Raw genomic sequence first — 20,223 nt, 5'->3', positions numbered from 1 at the left:
GTGATCGGTCCCGAACCCCGTCCACCAACCGGACACCCCGTATACCGAATGTTCGGTTCGAAGACGGGGGGCGGCGGCACCGGGACACGTCGTGACACGCCGACGATGGCAGCTCGTGTCGTCCGACACGCCGTAGCGTCATCCGTGGTGCGAAACCGCCACCGCCGCCTGCCGACGCAACCCCGCACCCACCTCGGGCGATTCCGTCGTCGTTGCAGCGCAACCACACACCCGACGTACCGATTCCTCCCGCCCGTGGTGCGAAACCGTCACCGCCGCATGCCAACGCAACCTCGCACCCACCTCGGGCGATTCCGTCGTCGTAGCAGCGCAACCACAAACCTGACGTACCGATTTCTCCCCGCCGGTGCCGACGTACCCGATCCCCACGCGGACCCAGAAACGCTCAGTGTGATTCGAACCACCTCGCCGGACGCGAAGCCCGTGCTTGCTCCCCCGCACACCGGAATGTCACCGGCATTTAACGTGTTCCAGCTCACATGCGATGCGGCGCAGTCGATTTCGTTACGCTATCGTCGGATCGACAGCAGGAGGGTGTCATGTCGCACGATCACTCCGTGGCCGATCCGCGGCCCGGCCATGCCGAACCATCGCTGAGTGATGGTGCGCCGCTTTCGGTTTCGCTCACCGACGGTGATATCCGGTTCATCGAAACCCTGCTGGCGCCGCTGCGCGCGTGGACGAGTCCGCGGTTCTACGGAATCGAGAACATTCCGGTCGAGGGTCCGGCGCTGCTGGTCGGAAATCACAATCTGATGGGCGGCATCGACGCACCCCTGCTCTGGCCGGAGGTATTGCGCAGGCGCGGCAGGCTGATTCGCGGGCTCGCGGAGAACGTGCTGATCGCGACACCAGGTGTGCGGCACCTGCTGCACCGCTTCGGTTCGGTGCGCGGTAATCGCCGCAACTGCATGGCGCTGCTGCGGCAGGGCGAGGCGGTGCTGGTCTTCCCCGGCGGCGGCCGGGAGGCGGTGCGGCGCAAGAACGAGAAGTACGCGCTCAAGTGGGAGGGGCGAACGGGCTTCGCGCACATGGCGATCGAGGCGGGTGCGCCGATCGTGCCGGTCGCCATGATCGGCGTCGACGACGCGTACGACATCGTGGTCGACGGCGATCACCCGGTGCTGCGGCCGCTGCGCTGGACCGTCGAGGCGATGGGGCTGCGGCGTGAACTCACCCCGCCGCTCATCCGCGGGCTCGGCCCGACCCTCATCCCGCGCCCGGAACGCTTCTATTTCTCCTTCGGCGCGCCGATCGATCCGGCGCCGTGGCGCGACGCCGACGATATGCACAAGGCCGCAACGGAATTGCGCGATGTGGTGCGCAAGGAGTTGGAGGAGGAGCTGCGTTTCCTATTCGCCGAGCGCGAGCGGGATGCGGGGCGCACGCTGGCGGGCCGTCTGCGCGAGTTGCTGCCGCGCTGAGCGGATTCGGCGCTCTACTCACTCGCTGAGCACGGATCTGGCGCTCTACTCACTCATTACCGCATGCAGTCCGTCGGCCGGGGCGAGGAGCACTCCACGCCGAGCATGCGTGCAGCTGTCCATCGCTGGCGCGCAACGGATCCGGTGCCCGGTATCAACAAGTGGAAGGCGTCCGTCACCGAGGAATTGCCGCCGCTGATCGATGTCGCGGCCCGGCAGCGATAGGCGCAATCCCGTCACGGGTAGTCCGTGTAACCGAGACGCCGATGAGGTCGTCCAACTCCGAGTGACATCCTTCAGATCGAAAGAGCTTGTCGCTCAGAGCTGGACATCACGCACTACTCCAGATCGGTTGCCGCTGCGGCGATGCCGGAGTCGGGCTCAGTCCTTCGCGTCGAGCACCTCCCGCAGCCGGTGCGCGAAAGCTTCGGGCTGGCCTGGGTATCCGTGGTCGCCGCCGAGGAAACCACCGTGGTGACTCGGGAAAACGGTCACCTGTTGGCCGAGCAGTTCGGCGGTCGCGACGGCGGTGCGGCCGGTGACGACGTTCGCGGACTCCTCACCGACCGCTATCACCACCCGGGTCGGCGCGGCGGCCAAGGCGGCCGGATCGGGCCGGTACGCGGTGACCGCGGCGGACGTGCCGGACAACAACGGGTCGTCGCGCGATCCGTCGTCCTCGGTCGGCATGCCGAACTGGGCGGGATCGGGCAGCGGCTGTTCGAAATATGCCTCGGTGAATTCGCCCTGCCACATGGTCATCGCGATGAACGCGGCCATACCCGCGCCGGAACCCTTTGCCGCGTAAGCCTCGCCGACGGCGTTCGAGGCGCGTTCGGCCGCGGCGGCGTCGGGCAGTACGCCGAAGATCGGCGGTTCGTGCGCGACAAGCGTTGTCACATCGCCGGGATGGGCCGCGACGAGTGCGAGTGAGGTGACCGCGCCACCGCTGCTCGCGAACATCTCGACCGGTCCGGCGCCGAGCGCCTCGATGATGGCGTGCACATCCTCGGCCTGCACGGTGGGCGTGTTGTCCGTCCGGCCGTCGCTGCGGGTACTGCGGCCGAGGCCGCGCGGATCGTAGGTGATCACGGTGCGATCGGGAAGGTACGAGATAAGGGCGGCGAAACCGTCCGCGCACATGGGTTGGCCGATCATGAACAGCGGCGGGCGGCCGTCGGCGGTGGGGAGCGGGCCGTGGATGTCGTAGACGAGTTCGGCCTCTGCGGTCCGGAGGGTGTGCGTTGTGGTCATATTCGTATCGACGATCTCCGTCTCGAAAATTCATCGGTCATCGGCGGTTTGCCCGGTTCGATGCGGAAGCCCAGATCATGCGAGCCGCGCGGCCATGGCGATCCCGCTTGTGTCCGAACGGCTTTCGGGCAACCTGAACGGTCACTTAATATTAGCTGGCAAATTCTCAGTTACATCTGGCTACCGTGGCTTGCGTGCGAGTGCGGCGAAAGATAGCGGCAGTATCCGGTGCGATAACGGTCCTCATGACCGGTGCGGCGGCGACGGGTGGCGCGGCGAGCGCTGCCGCCCCGGGCGATCCGGTTATTGCCTCTGGTGCGCCGCTCGCCGATTCGCGATCCGCCGACGGGTCACGCATCGCCGACTTCACCGTCGTCAACGATCGAACCGTCCGACTACAGGTGTATTCGGCGGCGATGAATAAGAACGTGCGGGTCGACGTGCAACGCCCCGCCGATGCCTCGGCGCCGCGTCCCGCGCTGTATCTGCTGTCCGGCGCCGGCGGCGGGGAGGATTCGGCGACCTGGCAGAAGCAGACCTCGGTATTGCAATTCCTGGCGGGCAAGGACGTCAACGTCGTGCAGCCGGTGGGTGGGGCGTGGAGCTACTACACCGACTGGCGCGCAACGGATCCGGTGCTCGGCGTCAACAAATGGAAGACGTTCTTCACCGAGGAATTGCCGCCGCTGATCGATGGCGCCTTCGGCACCGATGGGCGCAATGCCATCGCGGGGCTGTCCATGGCGGGCACCTCGGTGCTGCAACTGCCCATCGCCAAACCCGGACTGTTCAAGGCGGCCGCCGCCTACAGCGGCTGCGCGCAGATCAGCGATCCGGTCGGCTACAACTTCGTCAATGCCGTGGTCGCCACCGGCGGCGGCAACTCCGTGAATATGTATGGGCCGCAAGGGGATCCGATGTGGGCGGCGAACGATCCCTATGTGCACGCCGACCAGCTGCGCGGTGTCGACCTGTTCATCTCCAACGGCACCGGGCTGCCGGGCCAGTACGACACGTTGAACGGGAAATACGCGCTGCCCGGCCCCGGCGGGCTGGTCAATCAGCTGGCCGTGGGTGGTGTCCTCGAATACGCGGCCGACTACTGCGCGCACAACATGCAGACCAAGCTGAACCAGCTCGGCATTGCGGCCACCTACGATTTCCAGCCCACCGGCACCCACTCGTGGGGTTACTGGCAGGACGCTCTGGTGGCCTCGTGGCCGGTGCTGGCCCGCGGGCTGGGACTGTAGGTTACCGAACGGTCACCTGAGCCGAGAATCTCGATCGGGTCACACACCCCACGCCGCCGGTCCAGGTGAGACAATGAATCGCCGACCAGAAGTGAACTGTCATTCTCATTCCGGGTACCGTATGTGGCAACGACGGGTCGGTGGGTACCGGCCACGGTTGGCACTAGGAGGTAGGCGTGGAGCGCACCCTGTTCGAACCCGAGCATCTGCTGTTCCGGGAATCGTTCCGCAAGTTTCTCGATCAGCATGTCGCGCCCAATCACGCGCAGTGGGAGGAGCAGGGCATCGTCGACCGTGACGTCTGGCTGGAGGCAGGTAAACAAGGGTTCCTCGGCATGGCCGTTCCGGAGGAGTTCGGCGGCGGCGGTGTCGAGGACTTCCGCTACAACGCGATCGTCGCCGAGGAGTCGGTGCGCGGCCAATACTCCGGGCTCGGTTTCGCGCTGCACAACGATGTCATCGCGCCGTACCTGCTCGGACTGTGCAATGAGGAACAGAAGCAGCGTTGGCTGCCCGGTTTCTGCTCCGGCGAGATCATCACCGCGATCGCGATGACCGAACCCGGCACCGGCTCGGATCTGCAGGGCATCAAGACCCGCGCGGTCAAGGACGGCGACGACTGGATCCTCAACGGCGCCAAGACCTTCATCACCAACGGCATCAACTCCGACATCGTTATCGTTGTCGCGCAAACCGATCCGGAAAAGGGCGCGATGGGCTTCAGCCTGCTCGTCGTCGAGCGCGGGATGCCCGGCTTCGAACGCGGCCGCAACCTCGACAAACTCGGGCTGAAGGCGCAGGACACCGCCGAGCTCAGCTTCACCGACGTCCGGGTGCCCGGTAAGAACCTGCTCGGCACCGAGGGCATGGGCTTCGTCCACCTGATGAACAACCTTCCGCAGGAACGGCTTTCGATCGCCGTCATGGCCGCCGCCGCCATGGAGGCCTGCCTCGACATGACCGTCCAATACGTGCGCGACCGCAAAGCCTTCGGCAAACCCATTGGCGCACTGCAGAACACGCGTTTCGTGCTGGCCGAACTCGCCACCAAGACCACCGCGGTGCGCGTGCTCGTCGACCGCTTCATCGAGGACCTCAACGCGGGCAAACTGTCCGTCGAAGACGCCGCCATGGCCAAATGGTGGAGCACCGAGGAACAACTCGACCTCATCGACCGCTGCCTACAACTGCACGGCGGCTACGGATACATGAAGGAATACCCGATCGCCAAGGCCTACATGGACGCCCGCGTCCAAACCATCTACGGCGGCACCACCGAAATCATGAAGGAGATCATCGGTCGTTCACTGAAACTGTCCTGATAGGAGGCGGTTTCCGGGATGCGGCCGTTGTCGCGTCCGCATCCCGTGGATCCGAAATCGGGCCGGTTCGTGGGGTCCGAGAAGGACTTCCGGCGCGGACCGGTGTCCGGGCCGATGGATATCAGCTCGGGCTGGTCAGCGGCAGCCACAAATAGTCCCACCGGCGCGGCGGGTATTTCGGTGTTACCGCAACCACTTTGCGTTCCTCGAACTGCATCGTGTCCGGGTTTCGCAAAATCAATGTCTGGTCGTTGATTTCGGCGTCGGTGGCTCGGACCTTGCTCCATCGCTGATAGTTCTTCGAACCTTGCAGCACCGAGTCGATCTCCTTGATCCGCTCCCACGAAATACGGCCGGGCGCAACGGTTCTGAATGCATCGACCATGACACCGCCCCGATGATCGTGGTTTCGGCACACTTCTTCGGCCATCGGATGGGTCGCGATGTATTCGAGCAGGTTCGGGCGTCTGTGCTGATCAGGAGTGGGACGGCGCAGTCCCGGCCACACCCGCCACCACGCCTCGTTCGCGTAGTACAGGTCGAATGCGGCGTCGTGTAGCGCCATCGGGTCGAGTACTCGATCCACCTGTAGTTTCTCGTCGGGGGTTACCTCGGTCGGCAAGGCCCAACGAAGATCCGACAGTATCGGGTTGACCAAATCCACGGCCTTCGGCCAACGCCACATCTCGCCCAAAGTCCCTTTGAGCCAGGCGAGCAATGTCTGGTCCGACGGCTTATGCGTTTTGCCTTTCTGCTCCCACAAGTACAGCAGGTGTTTGGACACCTTGGCCCGAGCGGCCAACGTCTCCCGCGAAAGTCCCTCGGCCTCACGCTGATAGCGCATCCAGAACGCCAGATCGGGTACCCGGCTCGATTCGTCATCGGGTTTCTGTATCACCGTGGCCCGCTTATGCGTCGACGAAGAGGTGGCGCGACAACTCGGTGCCGGGGGTGACGCTGTACCGGTCGAAATCGGTGACACCGTGCGCGGTGAGCACCGGCTCGTCGAGCAGACATTGACCGGTCAATTCGGGGCTGGTCAGGATCATCATCGCGGCGTCGGTGCAGATATCGGTGGTCCGTGAGGTCGCCGTCATTTCCGAGCCGCCGACGACGTTGCGTACCGCTGCCGTATCGATGGTCGTCCGCGGCCACAACGAATTGACCGAGATTCCGTAATCGCGGAGGTCGGCGGCCATCCCGATCGTCGCCAACGAGGCGGCGTATTTGCTGATCGCATACCCCAAGGACGGGGCGATCCAATCCGGATTCACATTGATCGGCGGCGAAAAGTTCAGGATGTGCGGATTACGCCCCGCCTGCGCCGACACCATCAGAGCGGGCAGACACAGCGTCGACATCAACACCACGCCACGGGAATTGATGTCGGCCATGTAGTCGTATTCCAGCATCCGCATCCGACGGGCGGGGGCCTGGTAGAGGACGGCGGCGGCGTTCACCAGGATGTCGATACCGCCGAACCGGTCGACGGCTTGTTCCACCACCGCGGTCATCTCTTTGTCGTCGCGCACATCGCCGACCAGCGGTAGCACGCCCTGGACGTAACTCGCGAACGCGGCCTGCACCTGCGCGGCCGCCGTATGAATTGTGCCGGGAACCTTCGGATGCGGTTGATCGGTCCGCGCCACCAGCACCACATTCGCGCCCTCCGCGCCACACCGCACCGCGATCGCCCTACCGATTCCGCGGCTCGCGCCGGTGACGAGCACGGTTTTACCTGCCAGCAGCTGACTCGGTCCATTCAAACGCACAACACGCCCCAATCACACCCGGTGTCAACGATCTCTGATCGCAGACTATCGGCTGCGTCGGCACCCGGCCCCCGCCTCGGGTCTTAAAGATATTAAGACCCAACACAATTGACTTCCCAACAAACGAAAAACCATGCTGGGCAGCGGGGTCGGGCCGATGGTTCGTCGGCCGATCAGGAGGAGGGGACCGACGAACCACGCCCAGGGTTCAGCGCCACCGACCGCGCGCCGGTCGGGAAGACAGCGCGCCCGTACGGTTCACTCGGGCTCGACGTGCGGCGAAAGTTGTTCTCGCTCTTTCTCGGTTGTTGTCGCATATCGGTTTCGTGTGGCTCCGGCTGCGCTTCCGGGCGATCCGCCTGAAAAGCCGCTAGGGGTGTCCTTCGTCCGTTATTTCAATTCGGACAAATCGAGGCCGAGCATGGCCAGCAGTTGCACGCACTCGGCAGCGTCGCGCGCGTGGACAGCGGTCGTCCTCGCGGCCAGCGCGTTCCGTTCGAGATGGGCCGCCTTCTCAGCGGCACGAACATCCGCGAACGGTATTGCCGGATCGATGAAACAGCTGGTTCGGACCGATGCCATGAAGACTCCTCGCGGGTAGCCCCGACCGAACGCCTGGTGCCTGCGATCGAGGGCCGATACTCGATCACGACCCGCTGCACCTGCGTGACGGCCGAAGATCGTGTTCGATTGATGCCGACGTTACCCGCTCGGCCGCCGCGGTACTCGGCTACCCGTTACCGGCCGCGCGGTAGTCCCTCCTGTACGGCAGTGGGCAATCGCCCTTGCACTGACAGATTGCCACCTCGAACATCGTGTAATCGGTGCGGGTCCAGCCCTGGGGCGCAACGGGTTTCATGGGCGTCGGGCGTTGGGGAAGCCGGTCCAGCGGAGTGCGGCGGGGAGGTGGGTCATGTCGTTGTACATGACCAGGGTTGGGGGGAGGTGGGGGCGGTATTCGATGATGGTGAGTGCGGTGTTGGCGCTTTCGAGGCCGAGCCAGCGGGATGGGGGTGCGTCGAGGGCGTGGCGGATCAGCCAGGCGATCGGGTAGGCGTGGGTGATAAGGATTTCGTGGATATCGTTGGGGGAGTTGGGGACTGATGCGAAGCGGGCGATGAGGGACTCGGCGAGCCGTCGGCCGGAAGCGGCTTCGGCCTCGTCGTAGCCGTCGAAGAATCCTCGCCAGGAGGGCGGAGTTTCGGCGGCGGTGGGGACGTAGGGGATGTGGTCGACCAGTTCGGCCGCTTCGGCGACGGGCACATTCGGTAGGTGGCGGGCCAGCTCATGTGCGGTGGCGGCGGCGCGGGGTAGCGGCGAGTGCCACACGGCGTCGGCGGGGATTTCGGCGAGGCGTCTGCCGAGCAGGCCCGCCTGGCGGTGGCCCTGTTCGGTGAGTTGACCGAAGGCGTCGGCCGCGCCGTGGCGTGCGAGATAGAGATGTCGAATTGCCATGGGGGAGTTCGCCTATCGGGGTTCGGTCGCCGCGCCGCGGGAGATCCCGAGCGTGGAGAGCAGGTCTTCGTGCAACTGCATCCAGACGACGTGGCAGGAATCGATGCCGATACCGGCGACCCATCGTTCGTCACCGGCGCGGGCTCGTTCCAGGGCCGCACCGAAACGCCGGTCGTAGCCGGCGAATCGGGCCAATTCACCGGAAAGCTTGGCGATGAGTTGTTTCGAATAGTCTGCGACCGCCGACAATTCGTCCAAGACATGGGCGTCCCAGTCCGGATCCGAGTGGTCGTTGGCCGCGAGCCTGCCGCCCGCGCCCGGGCGCAGCTGCCAGTCGGTGCAGGCCCGCAGCAGCCGGGCATTGGGTGCGTCGAATTCCCGGTGGGCCGCCTCCAGCCTGGTGCGGGCTCCCGCCTTGTCCAGTTCCTCGACGAGCCGCCGGGTGTCCTCGGCGCGGCCGCGGTCGGTGAGGGCCCACCCGCCGGTGCCCGCGAATTCGGCACGCGTCACCCAGCCGTACGCCTGATAGTCGCCCAGCAGTTCGGATACCTCGTCCGGGTCGAGGCCCGTGTGCTCGGCGATGGTGGCGTCGTCGGCCATGCCGATCAGCCGCACGGCGTGCAGGACCAATAACTCCGGCGATGAGGTGGTGCGCGTCATGGGATCGACAATTCAGGCGAATTCCCCTCGCGTCAACGCGGTTTCGCGCCCAGCGTAGGGAAGGGCGGATGCTTGTGGGCATGGTGGTCAGCAACGATGCCGCGACATTGATCGACCTGGCGGACGCCGCCGATGCCGCCGTCTCCGGTGGTAAGGCCGCCCCGCTGGCCCGGCTGCTGCGGTCCGGGTGGCCGGTGCCGCCAGGGTTCGTGGTCCCGGTCCGCGCGTATGCGGACGCGGTCGCCAGGCTCGACCCACACCGCGATCCCGATGCGGCGCGTGCGTTGATCGAGCGGGCCGAACTCCCGTCCACACTGGTCGCCGAGATCTCTCGCGAGTTGGTCCGGATCGGCGGCCCGTCCGGTTATGTCGCGGTGCGGTCCTCGGCGACCAGCGAGGACGGGGCCGACGCCGCGGCGGGGCAGCACGACACCTTCCTCGGCGTCCGCGGCGCGGACGCGGTCGCCGACGCGGTGCGTCGCTGCTGGGCCTCGCTGTGGTCCGAGCGGGCCGTCGAATATCGGCGCGCGCGTGCCACAGACATCGAACCGCCCGCGACCGCGGTGCTGGTGCAGCGGCTGATCGATGCCGAGGTCGCCGGTGTGATGTTCACCGGGACCGACATTCGGATCGAGGCGTCACCGGGGCTGGGCACGAATGTGGTCGGGGGCGAGGTCACCCCGGACTCGTGGCTGGTGTCCGGCGGAGCCATTGTCGACCGGCGGCTCGGAGCCAAAGACCGGCGGACCGACCGACTGCACGGGCAGGTAGTCACCCGCGCGATACCGGACTCCGGCCGCTTCTGCCTCACCGACGAGATGGTGTCGCGCCTCGCGCGATTGGGCCGCGAGATCGAGGAATTATTCGGCGGGACAAGGGATATCGAGTGGGCGATCGCCGACGACCGGATATGGCTGCTACAGGCCCGGCCCGTCACCGCCGCCCTCCCACCCGCGCGCTCGGTCGGAGCCGGATCGCTGACCGGCACACCAGGAAGCGTCGGACAGGCCGCCGGACCGGTGCGCGTGGTGCGGGGTCCGAGCGATTTCGTCGAGGTGCGCCCCGGTGACGTACTCGTCTGCCGCACAACCGAACCGGCGTGGACGCCGCTGTTCGGTATCGTCGCCGCGGTGGTCACCGAGATCGGCGGTCTGCTCTCGCACGCCGCGATCGTCGCGCGTGAACAAGGCATACCCGCCGTGCTCGCCGTACCGGACGCGACAACGGTGCTGCCCGAGGGCGCGATGGTGCACGTGGACGGCGATACCGGCCGCGTCACGCTGACGGACGAGCGGTGATCGGGGGCACAACGGCAAGCAACGGTGCCAAGCAGCGCAAGGTTCGAGGTCGCACCGATCTGTAGGTCGAGTATCCGTGCGCCGCAACGGAACCGGCGACTTCACGAACTGGGAAGGTGCACAACGACATGGCTGACGCGGCTCGGCGGCGACGAATGTGGGTCCGGATAAGACGCCGACACGGCCCGCGCAGTCTACGGGCTCCGGCCTGGCAGGATGGGCGGATGCCGATCGTCGACCTATTCACGCTGGCCGAGCGCCTGGCCGGGTTACCGCCCTCGTGCGGGCCGGTGCGGGTGGTGGCGGTGGATGGGCCGAGTGGGGCGGGGAAGTCCACGTTCGCGCGGCGGCTGGGGGCCGTGCTGGCGGCGCCGGTGGTCGGGTCGGACCAGTTCCGGGTGCCGTGGGAGAGCGAGAGCCCGCTGGTGTGGTGGGAACCGTTCGCCGAACAGGTGCTGACGCCGTTGGCGGCGGGGCGGGCCGGTGGATTCCGGCCGTTCAGTTGGCGGCGCGGCGGTTACGGGGAGTGGTTGGAGATTCCGGTGACGCCGGTGCTGATCGTCGAGGGAGTCGGTGCGGCGTGGCGGGAATCACCTGCGGCGTACCGAATTTGGCTGGATGCGCCGCGAAAGTTGCGGCGCGCGCGGGTGATCGGGCGCGACGGTGGTGAGCTCGGTCCGCGGTGGGATCGCTGGAGTGACCGGGAGACAGCGCATTTCGCCGCCGACCGCACCGAGGAACGAGCCGATCTGCGCATCGATGGGGTATCCGGCGAACGTCTTGCCTGAACCTGCCGAATTATCCGGGCCGCATTGAACTCTCGGTACATGTGGATGCCGGGATGTCGATTTCCTGCGGCCGCGCAATGGGTTCCGGATTCAACCCCGCTGAACGCATCGAGATCGCGTGGGAGCCGACTTCGCGCGAAGTCGCGGCGAAATCCCGGTTTTCGCTGGGTGCCGCGCTTTCGAGGAAATAAACATCGTCTCCGGCGATGTCGGATGATCCGTTCATTTTCTTGACACTCGACTTGGAGGGGCCGATAGTGGAGCCGTACGCCAGACCGGACGACCAGGATCGCGCAGCTCATCGCCTCCGTCGGCCGACTACCCGGCGCGCTGTCGCCCCGCTTCCGGGGCGCGTACGGCCACCGGATGGATGCGTCAGTTGACCGAGGCGGCCGGAGCAGCGGGCGCCGACCGCATCCGTCGTTGAAATCAAGTGGCCGACAAGGGTTTCGCACCTCAGGATCCGGTTCATCCGGTTACCGGGGAGGAGTACGTCCTAACCGGAAATCAGACAGCCGAGAACGACCGATCTCACGGGAGGCGCGAGTGTTCACGTTTTCTTCGTCGGGCCGCGATCGAGGCCGTCCCACGGGCGGAGGTGACCGCGCAGGCGCACTCGCTCGACCAGCGCAGGCACCGCGGGAGTCGCCATCCGAGGCACGGGCCGTCGCCGCCCCCAGAGGCGCATGGATCGCGGCCGCCATGGCGGTGGCCGCGGTCGGTTGGGGCGCAAACCAATTCGCGCCGCTACTACTGATGTACCGCTCGGACCTGCCCGCCTCGTCGGCGACGGTACAGGCCACCTACGGTCTGTACGCGATCGGGCTGATACCGGGTCTACTGGTCGCGGGGCCGCTGTCCGACCGATTCGGGCGTAAGCGAATCCTGTTGCCCTGCTTGATTATTTCCTTCATCGGATCGTCGGTGCTGATGGCCGCTGCCGCGGGCACGGCCTGGCTGTTCATCGGGCGCCTGATCGCGGGCGTCGCCAGCGGGACGGCGTTCAGCGCGGGCACCGCGTGGATCAAGGAGCTCTCGCGCGACGATCCGGCCGCCGGTGCGCGCCGCGCCACGATAGCGATGACCGTCGGATTCGCCGTCGGGCCGCTCGTCGCCGGGTTGATCGCCCGCTGGGCGCCGTCGCCGATGCTCACCTCGTACATACCGCACCTGGTGATCACCTTGATCGCCATCGTGCTGGTGGTGCTGACGCCGACGGATCCAGCGAGCGATCCGTCGGCGCGGGTCGTCGCGCCGCTCGAGCTGAGCGGTGCGCGCCGGTCGCGCTTCCTCGCGATCGTTGTGCCGTTGGCGCCGTGGGTATTCGGCTCATCCTCGATCGCACTGGCCTATCTACCCGAACAGACCCGTTCCGGCCTCGGCGACAACGCGCTGACCTTCGGCGCGATATCGACCTGCCTGACGATGATGGCGGGTATCGCGATCCAGCCGTTGGCCAAGCGGGTCGATGTGTCCCGGCTGGCCGCGGTGTCGCTCGGCATCGTCACGGCGGGTCTTGTCGTCGCGGCGGTGGCGACCGCGTTCGGCAACAGCGCGGTGCTCATCTTCCTGAGCACCCTGGTGCTCGGTGCGGGCTATGGCTGCTGCCTGGTCTGCGGGCTGGGCGAGGTGCACCGCATCGCGGCGCCGACGAACCTGGGGCGGGTCACCGCCGTCTTCCAGGCCGTCGCGTACACGGGCTTCGCCGCGCCGTATCTGCTCGCCCTCCTGGAACGGGCGGTCGGCGTGCCGGTCCTCATGGCGGCCACCGCGGTGCTCTGCGTCGGCACCCTGATCTGGATCGTCAACGTCGGCAATCGAATGGAGGTGATTCCGGCTCCGGATCGAGCCGATGCGAGAACCGACAATTGATCGACCGAACAGAATTACGGCTCAACGGGATTGATGATTTTGTCTGTCATTGTTAGCGAACGAAAGAGAACTGCCCGAGCAACGATATTGGATAGAATTCAGGGCACCCACCCGGAACTGGAGTTGTGGTGGGATTCCCCACTGACCGAATACGAACTGTGGCGCCGCGACTACCTGGGCGCGGCGTCCGGTCCGAGCGAGCGGGCCGACCGTAGGAACGCGCTAGACCGATTTTTCGATCCGAAGACGGGCAACGGCCTATTGCGCGGCGTGACGACCAACCCGTCACTGGTCGCCAACAGTGTGCTGGCGCATCCGGCGCATTGGCGGGACCGTATCTGCCGATTCGTGCACGAGACCGGCGCCATCGACCCCGAAGAGGTGCTGCGTATGGTGCAGCGCGCGGTGGTCGAGGAGACCGCGGAAATCCTGCACCCGCTGTGGCGGCGCAGCGGCGGGAAATACGGCTGGGTCAGCGCTCAGACCGACCCTCGGCATACGCTCGACGCCGATGCGATGATCGAGCACGCGAGATACCTCGCGGATATCTCCCCGAACGTCATGGTGAAGATTCCGGGGAGTAAGGCGGGCTACGAGGCGATGAGTCATCTTGTCGCACAAGGTATTTCGATCAACAACACGCTCGCGTATACCGTGCCGCAATTCACCAGGCTCGCCGAAATCGTCCGGCGGACCAGGGGCGGTGGCACCGACGATCAGCCGTGGCGTGCCGTCATCACACATATGATCGGCCGCTACGGTGCACCCGGCGCACTCGGGGAACAGGCGAAGCGGCGCGGACTCCCGCTCGATCTCGCCGATATCCGCTGGGCCGAGGTGGCGATCGTCAAGAATATCCAGAACACCATCAGGCCGTTCGGGCCCGAGGTGAAGATGCTGCTGTCGAGCCTGCAGGTGGATATCGATCCGGAAACCGGGCGCGCCCTGTGCCCGCACATCACCGAGACGTGCGGTTGCGGCATCGTGTACACGCTGAAACCGGATGTGCTGAAGAGCCTGGTGAATACCGAATACCAGCGCATGGACTTCCCCGAGAACGCCATGTCCGAACCGATTCCGTCCGATGTGTTCAACCGGTTGATGAAACTGCCGTACTTCCGGACCGCGGTGGATCCGGACGGATTGGACGAAAAGGAGTTCGAAACCCACCCGTCGTTCGTCGACACCTATGCGGAGATCCTGCAGAACCATTCCCGGCTGAAGGATTTCGTCGAACATATCGTCGAGAACTCGCACTGCGGCGCGATCTGAAGGGTGGGCAACAGTGGATTCGAATATCCTCGTCGTCGGCACCGGCGACCTCTCGTTCAAGGTCGTTTGCCAACTGGCACAGCGGTATCCGGATATCCGGTTGACGCTGGCGGGTCGCGATGACGACCGCACCATACGGTTGGCGAACCTGATTCGCTTCACCGCCGACAATCTCGGACAGCCGGTCGATATCGCGACCCGGGTGCTGAATCTGGGCGATATCGATCGCACGGCCGAAACGATCGACGCCGTCGAGCCGGACATCGTTTTCATGGGCGCCTCGCTGCAATCGTGGCGGCGGCTCACCGAGCTGCCCAAACATCTCTACGAAGAACTCGATCAGGCCCAGTTCGGGCCGTGGCTGCCCATGCATTTGAGTTTGAACGTCAAGCTCATGCAGGCCGTCCGGGCGAGCGGCCGGTCGCCGGTGACCGTCAATGCCGCATTCCCGGACGCCGTCGGACCGGTGCTGCGCACCCAGGGGCTCGCGCCGTCCATCGGAATCGGCAATGTCGCGAATATCATTCCCGCGCTCACCAGGGCGGTGGCCGCGGAACTCGGCGAAAGTCCGGAGCGCATCGAATTGCGCCTGGTGGCCCAACACTATTTCAGCCACTATGTGCCGCGTTTCGGGACTGCCGGGGACAGCGCCTACGCGCTGTCGGTCGATTACGCCGACGCCCCGGCGCCGGAACAGCCGGACGATTCGCGAGTATTCGCGCATCTCACCGATGACCTGCGCCGAAAAGGCGGTCTCGACGGTCAGATGCTCACCGCGTCGTCCGCCGTGGCGGTGCTGTCCGAATTGCTGACCCGATCAGGACGTCTGGTGCACGCACCCGCGCCGTTCGGGCTGCCCGGCGGCTACCCGGTCCGGATAACCGATGCCGGAGTCGAGCTCGACCTGCCGACGGATCTGACCCTCGACCAGGCCGTCGCCATCAACGAAAAATGCCAGCAGGCCGACGGAATCGATGGCATCGATGCCGACGGCACGGTGGCGTTCACCGCGGAAACCATGCGGATCATGCACGCGATGCTCGGCTACGAATGCAAATCAATGGCACTGCCCGAGGTCGACGCGGTCGCCGACGAATTGGGGCGCAGCTACCGGGCATTCGCCGCGAGCAATTCCTAGACTTTTCACAGAAAGGGTTCCAGGGGATACCCATGCCCGTTTACACCTCGAACGAACCGTATCCGATCGGCAGCGACAGCCGTATCGTCGGCGACGATACGCGCGGCTCGGATATATCGCCTGCGAAGGATTTCGCCACGCATGCGATCGCGGGCGCCGCCGGTAATTCCGGATATCGAAGATCATATTCGACCTATCTGCCCGACTATTTCCCATTGCTCGGCACGCGCCGCCGGTTCATGGTGCGGCACCTGATCAAGATGGTCCGGGTCGATTCCGGCCACGACGGCTACTACCTGCGGGAACCGCTGCCCCGCGAGGAACGCGAGCCGATCGGGATCGGTCGCTCCGGAACCTCGTACCAGAGCACGCCCGAGGCGGCGTTCGGCGCGGTCGCCGAGCGCACCGGATTCTCCCGCGTCGCGGTATCGCTTCCGGTGCCCGCCGATATCACCCGCCATGTCGCGGAATTGGAGCAATTCATCTCCTATCGCATGTTCGTCCGCATGTGGACGCGGGAGAACGAATTGCTGCTCTACGGTGACGCCGACGCGGGACTGCCGGGGTTGCTCACCACCGACGGGTTGCGCGAGGCGCGCACCGCCGATCTCGTCAGCGGATTGTTCGCCACCGCAGCGACGGTGGAGGAGACCGGCGGATCCTGCGACGGAATCGTGTTGCATACCGAAACCTATTGGCAGGCAAGCGAATCCAATTATCTCGACCGGCTGCGAGACGCCGGGGTCACCGTGTCGCGCACCAGGATGATTCCCCGGGACCAGGCACTGCTAGGTGATTTCCGCGCCGGGGCGACCATTTACGATCCGGGGGATTCGGCGATATCCCTTTCCGCGGCCGATCCGGCGGGGCGGAGCCGGGACCTGACCGTGGTGAGCCGAGTCGGCCTGGCCGTCCACGTGCCGCAGCATTTTGTGCTGCTGAAGCAAGAGGACTGATGATGGCCGCGGTTCTCTATATCACCGGAATGATGCGCTGCGGCAGCACTTTCCTCGGCAATATTCTGCACGAATTGCCCGGGGTGACCCACCTCGGGGAACGATATTTCCTCTACAAGAACGCGCTCGCCGGCGACGGCACCAACAACCTGTGCGGCTGCGGTGCGCCGCTGACCGAATGCGATATCTGGAAATCGCTGCTGGCGCGCCGGGGCGCGGACGCGGAGGACATCTGGCGATACCAGCAATCCCACCATCGGACGCGGCATACGCCGCAACGGTTGCTGCGGCCACGGCCCAGGAATATCGCCACCGACGCGGCCGTCGAGGTCTACGAGCACGCCGGTGCCGGTCGAAGACTGCTGATCGACAGTTCGAAGGCGCCCGGGGAAGTACCCGACCTGGCCCGTCGCGAGGACGTCGACCTGTATCTGCTGCACCTGGTGCGCGATCCGCGTGCCGCGGTGGCGTCCTACTCGAATCCGAAATCCTATTTGGAGCCGATGCCGTGGTGGCGCACCGTCGCCTATTGGACGGCGTTCAACGCGGCGTCGGAATTGCTGCGTGCGGCCGTTCCGCGCGATCGGTTCCTGCAGTTCAAATACGAATGGTTCACGGCACAACCGAGGGATGCGCTGCGGACCGTGCTCGACTTCGTCGGCGCCGAAGCCGATGTCGCGGGCCTGGTTTCGGAATCCGGGACGGTCCGGATGAGTGGGAATCACACGGTGACCGGCAATCCGGATCGCCTGCGCACCGGCGAGGTGCCCATCCGCGACGGCGAACGCTGGCGAACCATGGACCGCCGAACCCGGCTGGCCACGGAGCTGTCCGCGCAACCGGTCATGACACGATACGGATATTGGGCAAAAATATGATTTCGGACGCAACCGTATACGACGTTTCGCACCTTTCGGCACTGGAATCGGAATCGGTGCATATCCTCCGCGAGGTCGCCGCCACCTTCGAACGGCCCGCGCTGATGTTCTCCGGCGGCAAGGATTCCGCTGTTGTGCTGCATCTGGCGCGGAAGGCGTTCTGGCCGGCGTCGCCGCCTTTCCCGCTGCTGCACGTGGATACCGGGCACAATTTCGACGAGGTGCTCGAATTCCGGGACCGGGCGTGTGCCGACGTGCGCCTGGTCGTCGCGCGAGTGCAGGACGATATCGATGCGGGCCGGGTCGTCGAGGACACCGGAATCGGCGCGTCGCGCAACAGATTACAGAGCACGACACTGCTGCGCGCCATTCAGGAGAACCGCTTCGACGCGGTATTCGGCGGCGCCCGCCGCGACGAGGAGAAGGCGCGCGCGAAGGAGCGCGTATTCAGCCTGCGCGACGAATTCGGCGCCTGGAATCCACGAGATCAGCGGCCCGAGGTGTGGAATCTGTACAACGGGAGGCATACGAGGGGTGAGCATGTCCGGGTCTTCCCGCTGAGCAATTGGACCGAGCTGGACATCTGGCAGTACATCGAATCCGAGGGCATCGAACTGCCGAGTATCTATTTCGCCCATCGGCGCGAGGTGGTCGAGCGGGACGGCATGCTGCTGGCCCGCACCCCCTTCCTGCCGATGCGGCCGGGGGAACTCGGATATCCGGAGACGGTGCGTTTCCGGACCGTCGGCGACGCCACCTGCACCGGCTGCGTGCCGAGCGAGGCGGCGACGGTGGCCGAGGTGATCGCGGAGATCGCCGCAACCCGATTGACCGAGCGCGGCGCGACCCGTGCCGACGATCGAATCTCCGAATCGGGGATGGAGGACCGGAAAAAGGAAGGTTATTTCTGATGCTTGACCCCGCGAAACCACGGAAGGAGCTGTTGCGGCTGGCCACCGCGGGCAGTGTCGACGACGGAAAATCGACGCTGATCGGGCGATTGCTGTACGACTCCAAATCGATATTCGAGGATCAGCTCGAATCGGTCGAACGGGCGAGCCGTGAACTCGGCGCGGCCGAGCCGAATCTGGCGTTGCTCACCGATGGGTTGCGGGCCGAGCGCGAACAGGGCATCACGATCGATGTCGCGTACCGGTATTTCGCGACGCCGCGCCGCAAATTCATCATCGCCGACACCCCCGGGCACGTGCAGTACACCAGGAATATGGTGACCGGCGCCTCGCGCGCGGATCTCGCGCTGATTCTGCTCGATGCCCGCAAGGGCGTGCTCGAACAGACCCGCAGGCATGCGTTCCTGGCCACGCTGCTCGGTGTTCCGCACCTGGTGCTGTGCGTCAACAAAATGGATCTGGTGGACTGGTCGCGGGAACGCTTCGCCGAAATCCGGGACGAATTCGGTTCTTTCGCGAGCAAACTCGACGTGCACGATCTGACCTTCGTGCCGGTTTCGGCGCTCTCCGGTGACAATATCGTCGAGCGGTCCGAGAATATGCCCTGGTATCGGGGCGCCTCCCTGCTGCGCCACTTGGAGGACGTGCACATAGCCTCGGACCGGAACCTGGTCGACGCGCGGCTGCCGGTGCAGTACGTGATCCGGCCGCGGCACGGCGAGGGGACCGATCACCGCGGCTACGCGGGGACCGTCGCGGGCGGTACCTTCCGGCCCGGTGACGAGGTGGTCGCGTTGCCCGGCGGGCGTACGACTCGGATCGAGCAGATCTGGGGGCCCGGCGGCGCGAAGGCGACCGAGGCGTTCGCGCCGATGGCGGTGAGTGTGTCGCTGGCCGACGATATCGATCTGGCCCGCGGCGACATGCTGGCCCGGCCGAACAACCGCCCCACCGTCGGACGCGAATTAGACGCCACCGTCTGCTGGTTCGACGATGCGACGGAGCTGCGCCGCGACAGCACATATGTCATCCTGCACGGCAGCCGCGACGCGCGGGTGGCGGTGACCGGGGTGAACTACCGCATGAATGTCGAGACGCTGCACCGGGATGAGGACGCGGAATCGTTGCGGCTCAACGATATCGGCAGATTGACGCTGCGCGCCCAGAGCCCGCTGGCCTTCGACCCGTACCGCCGCAACCGGGATACCGGCAGCTTCATCCTGATCGATCCCGCGACGAACCGGACGGTGGCCGCGGGCACCATCAACGGCGCGGTCACCGAATCGAAAAACGTTGTCTGGCATGAGCATGCCGCCACCGAGCGGGTCCACGAGGGTGCGACGATCTGGCTGACGGGGCTGTCCGGATCCGGAAAGTCCTGTCTCGGTGTGGAATTGGAGCGGCTGCTCACCGAGCGCGGTCGCCCCGCCTACCTGCTGGACGGCGACAATCTGCGCCACGGGTTGAATTCCGATCTCGGATTCTCCGCGCGGGACCGGCGGGAGAACATCCGCAGGGTCGCCGAGGTCGCCGCGCTGCTCGCCGATTCGGGAAGCGTCGCGATCGCCACGCTGATCAGCCCGTTCGCCGAAGAACGCAAGCGGGCCAGGGAAATTCACCGCGCACGCGGGCTGAAGTTCTACGAGGTGTTCGTCGACACGCCCCTCGAGGAGTGCGAACTGCGCGACCCCAAGGGACTGTACCGCCGGGCCAGGTCGGGGGAGATCCCGGATTTCACCGGCATCAGCTCGCCGTACGAGCGGCCCACCGCACCGGATGTCACGGTATCGCCCTCGGACGGTATGCCGCCCGAGGTGGCCGAATCCATTCGTCGCGATCTGGGACTCTAGGGGCGGCATTCGCCACCGTATCGGCATGGATGCGTCACTCGGTGGTCGTTTCGGCGTAAACACGGCGCACTTTCATCGACGGGCCCGTCCGCGATCCGGACC

18 protein-coding genes are annotated in these 20,223 nt (G+C 65.7%); 12 read left to right on the top strand and 6 right to left on the bottom strand.

All coding sequences use genetic code 11. The features are described 5' to 3' along the window. Positions 1-560: 560 nt before the first annotated feature. Complete coding sequence (locus tag F5544_RS30380; RefSeq protein WP_167476352.1) at positions 561-1,445, top strand: lysophospholipid acyltransferase family protein; 885 nt, start codon at positions 561-563, stop codon at positions 1,443-1,445. A gap of 381 nt (positions 1,446-1,826) precedes the next feature. Here F5544_RS30380 and F5544_RS30375 read toward each other — a convergent pair whose 3' ends face one another. Further along, positions 1,827-2,699, bottom strand: coding sequence for an alpha/beta fold hydrolase (locus F5544_RS30375; protein ID WP_167476351.1), 873 nt, complete (start codon positions 2,697-2,699; stop codon positions 1,827-1,829). A gap of 245 nt (positions 2,700-2,944) precedes the next feature. Here F5544_RS30375 and F5544_RS30370 point away from each other — a divergent pair, with 245 nt between their 5' ends. Both F5544_RS30370 and F5544_RS30365 read left to right on the top strand, forming a co-directional pair. Then, positions 2,945-3,949, top strand: coding sequence for an alpha/beta hydrolase (locus F5544_RS30370; protein WP_167479580.1), 1,005 nt, complete (start codon positions 2,945-2,947; stop codon positions 3,947-3,949). Between the two features lie 176 nt (positions 3,950-4,125). Next, complete coding sequence (locus F5544_RS30365; protein WP_167476350.1) at positions 4,126-5,271, top strand: acyl-CoA dehydrogenase family protein; 1,146 nt, start codon at positions 4,126-4,128, stop codon at positions 5,269-5,271. Positions 5,272-5,392: 121 nt separating this feature from the next. Here the strand turns inward: F5544_RS30365 and F5544_RS30360 are convergent, their stop codons facing one another. The 5 genes from F5544_RS30360 to F5544_RS30340 form a co-directional block, all read right to left on the bottom strand. Beyond that, positions 5,393-6,169, bottom strand: a complete 777-nt coding sequence (locus F5544_RS30360) for a helix-turn-helix domain-containing protein (RefSeq protein ID WP_167476349.1) — start codon at positions 6,167-6,169, stop codon at positions 5,393-5,395. A gap of 10 nt (positions 6,170-6,179) precedes the next feature. Beyond that, positions 6,180-7,043, bottom strand: a complete 864-nt coding sequence (locus F5544_RS30355; RefSeq protein WP_238846742.1) for an SDR family oxidoreductase — start codon at positions 7,041-7,043, stop codon at positions 6,180-6,182. A gap of 390 nt (positions 7,044-7,433) precedes the next feature. Beyond that, positions 7,434-7,625: a hypothetical protein gene (locus F5544_RS30350; protein ID WP_167471240.1), complete on the bottom strand. Its 192-nt coding sequence runs from the start codon at positions 7,623-7,625 to the stop codon at positions 7,434-7,436. Between the two features lie 273 nt (positions 7,626-7,898). Continuing rightward, on the bottom strand, positions 7,899-8,498 hold the full coding sequence (locus tag F5544_RS30345; protein WP_167476348.1) for a histidine phosphatase family protein: 600 nt from the start codon (positions 8,496-8,498) through the stop codon (positions 7,899-7,901). A gap of 12 nt (positions 8,499-8,510) precedes the next feature. Next, a complete protein-coding gene (locus F5544_RS30340) occupies positions 8,511-9,158 on the bottom strand; it encodes a transcriptional regulator (RefSeq protein WP_167476347.1) in 648 nt (215 codons plus the stop codon). 80 nt (positions 9,159-9,238) lie between these two features. On the opposite strand from F5544_RS30340, the gene F5544_RS30335 reads away from it, so the two are divergent. From F5544_RS30335 to cysC, 9 genes are all read left to right on the top strand, one after another. Next, the gene (locus F5544_RS30335; protein WP_167476346.1) at positions 9,239-10,456 is read left to right on the top strand and encodes a PEP/pyruvate-binding domain-containing protein; all 1,218 of its coding nucleotides are present in this window, start codon (positions 9,239-9,241) and stop codon (positions 10,454-10,456) included. A gap of 224 nt (positions 10,457-10,680) precedes the next feature. Continuing rightward, positions 10,681-11,244, top strand: coding sequence for a uridine kinase family protein (locus tag F5544_RS30330; RefSeq protein ID WP_167476345.1), 564 nt, complete (start codon positions 10,681-10,683; stop codon positions 11,242-11,244). 366 nt (positions 11,245-11,610) lie between these two features. Then, positions 11,611-13,116, top strand: coding sequence for an MFS transporter (locus tag F5544_RS30325; RefSeq protein WP_167476344.1), 1,506 nt, complete (start codon positions 11,611-11,613; stop codon positions 13,114-13,116). 87 nt (positions 13,117-13,203) lie between these two features. Continuing rightward, on the top strand, positions 13,204-14,388 hold the full coding sequence (locus F5544_RS30320; protein WP_167476343.1) for a transaldolase family protein: 1,185 nt from the start codon (positions 13,204-13,206) through the stop codon (positions 14,386-14,388). 13 nt (positions 14,389-14,401) lie between these two features. Further along, positions 14,402-15,526: a hypothetical protein gene (locus F5544_RS30315; protein ID WP_167476342.1), complete on the top strand. Its 1,125-nt coding sequence runs from the start codon at positions 14,402-14,404 to the stop codon at positions 15,524-15,526. Between the two features lie 32 nt (positions 15,527-15,558). Beyond that, positions 15,559-16,482, top strand: coding sequence for a family 3 encapsulin nanocompartment shell protein (locus F5544_RS30310; protein WP_167476341.1), 924 nt, complete (start codon positions 15,559-15,561; stop codon positions 16,480-16,482). Beyond that, positions 16,482-17,360 carry a sulfotransferase gene (locus F5544_RS30305; RefSeq protein WP_167476340.1) on the top strand — a complete coding sequence of 293 codons (879 nt, stop codon included), beginning with the start codon at positions 16,482-16,484 and terminating at the stop codon, positions 17,358-17,360. Before F5544_RS30310 ends, F5544_RS30305 begins: the two co-directional genes overlap by 1 nt. Further along, complete coding sequence (gene cysD / locus F5544_RS30300; RefSeq protein ID WP_167476339.1) at positions 17,357-18,271, top strand: sulfate adenylyltransferase subunit CysD; 915 nt, start codon at positions 17,357-17,359, stop codon at positions 18,269-18,271. The genes F5544_RS30305 and cysD overlap by 4 nt, the downstream gene beginning before the upstream one ends. Continuing rightward, complete coding sequence (gene cysC / locus F5544_RS30295) at positions 18,271-20,121, top strand: adenylyl-sulfate kinase (RefSeq protein ID WP_167476338.1); 1,851 nt, start codon at positions 18,271-18,273, stop codon at positions 20,119-20,121. The genes cysD and cysC overlap by 1 nt, the downstream gene beginning before the upstream one ends. The last annotated feature ends 102 nt before the right edge of the window (positions 20,122-20,223 follow it).

The sequence above is a fragment of the Nocardia arthritidis genome, assembly GCF_011801145.1.
GTDB lineage: Bacteria > Actinomycetota > Actinomycetes > Mycobacteriales > Mycobacteriaceae > Nocardia > Nocardia arthritidis_A.
Note: the sequence above shows the minus strand (reverse complement) of the source record. Positions and strands in the feature narration are given on the sequence as shown.

What these genes read in the sequence shown, in the direction of transcription:
- F5544_RS30310 (WP_167476341.1), top strand. Translation starts at nt 15,559, where the DNA reads ATGCCCGTTTACACCTCGAACGAACCGTATCCGATCGGCAGCGACAGC.
- F5544_RS30350 (WP_167471240.1), bottom strand. Translation starts at nt 7,625, where the DNA reads ATGGCATCGGTCCGAACCAGCTGTTTCATCGATCCGGCAATACCGTTC.
- F5544_RS30375 (WP_167476351.1), bottom strand. Translation starts at nt 2,699, where the DNA reads ATGACCACAACGCACACCCTCCGGACCGCAGAGGCCGAACTCGTCTAC.
- F5544_RS30330 (WP_167476345.1), top strand. Translation starts at nt 10,681, where the DNA reads ATGCCGATCGTCGACCTATTCACGCTGGCCGAGCGCCTGGCCGGGTTA.
- F5544_RS30335 (WP_167476346.1), top strand. Translation starts at nt 9,239, where the DNA reads ATGGTGGTCAGCAACGATGCCGCGACATTGATCGACCTGGCGGACGCC.
- F5544_RS30380 (WP_167476352.1), top strand. Translation starts at nt 561, where the DNA reads ATGTCGCACGATCACTCCGTGGCCGATCCGCGGCCCGGCCATGCCGAA.
- F5544_RS30305 (WP_167476340.1), top strand. Translation starts at nt 16,482, where the DNA reads ATGATGGCCGCGGTTCTCTATATCACCGGAATGATGCGCTGCGGCAGC.
- cysD (WP_167476339.1), top strand. Translation starts at nt 17,357, where the DNA reads ATGATTTCGGACGCAACCGTATACGACGTTTCGCACCTTTCGGCACTG.
- F5544_RS30370 (WP_167479580.1), top strand. Translation starts at nt 2,945, where the DNA reads ATGACCGGTGCGGCGGCGACGGGTGGCGCGGCGAGCGCTGCCGCCCCG.
- F5544_RS30325 (WP_167476344.1), top strand. Translation starts at nt 11,611, where the DNA reads ATGGATGCGTCAGTTGACCGAGGCGGCCGGAGCAGCGGGCGCCGACCG.
- F5544_RS30340 (WP_167476347.1), bottom strand. Translation starts at nt 9,158, where the DNA reads ATGACGCGCACCACCTCATCGCCGGAGTTATTGGTCCTGCACGCCGTG.
- F5544_RS30345 (WP_167476348.1), bottom strand. Translation starts at nt 8,498, where the DNA reads ATGGCAATTCGACATCTCTATCTCGCACGCCACGGCGCGGCCGACGCC.
- cysC (WP_167476338.1), top strand. Translation starts at nt 18,271, where the DNA reads ATGCTTGACCCCGCGAAACCACGGAAGGAGCTGTTGCGGCTGGCCACC.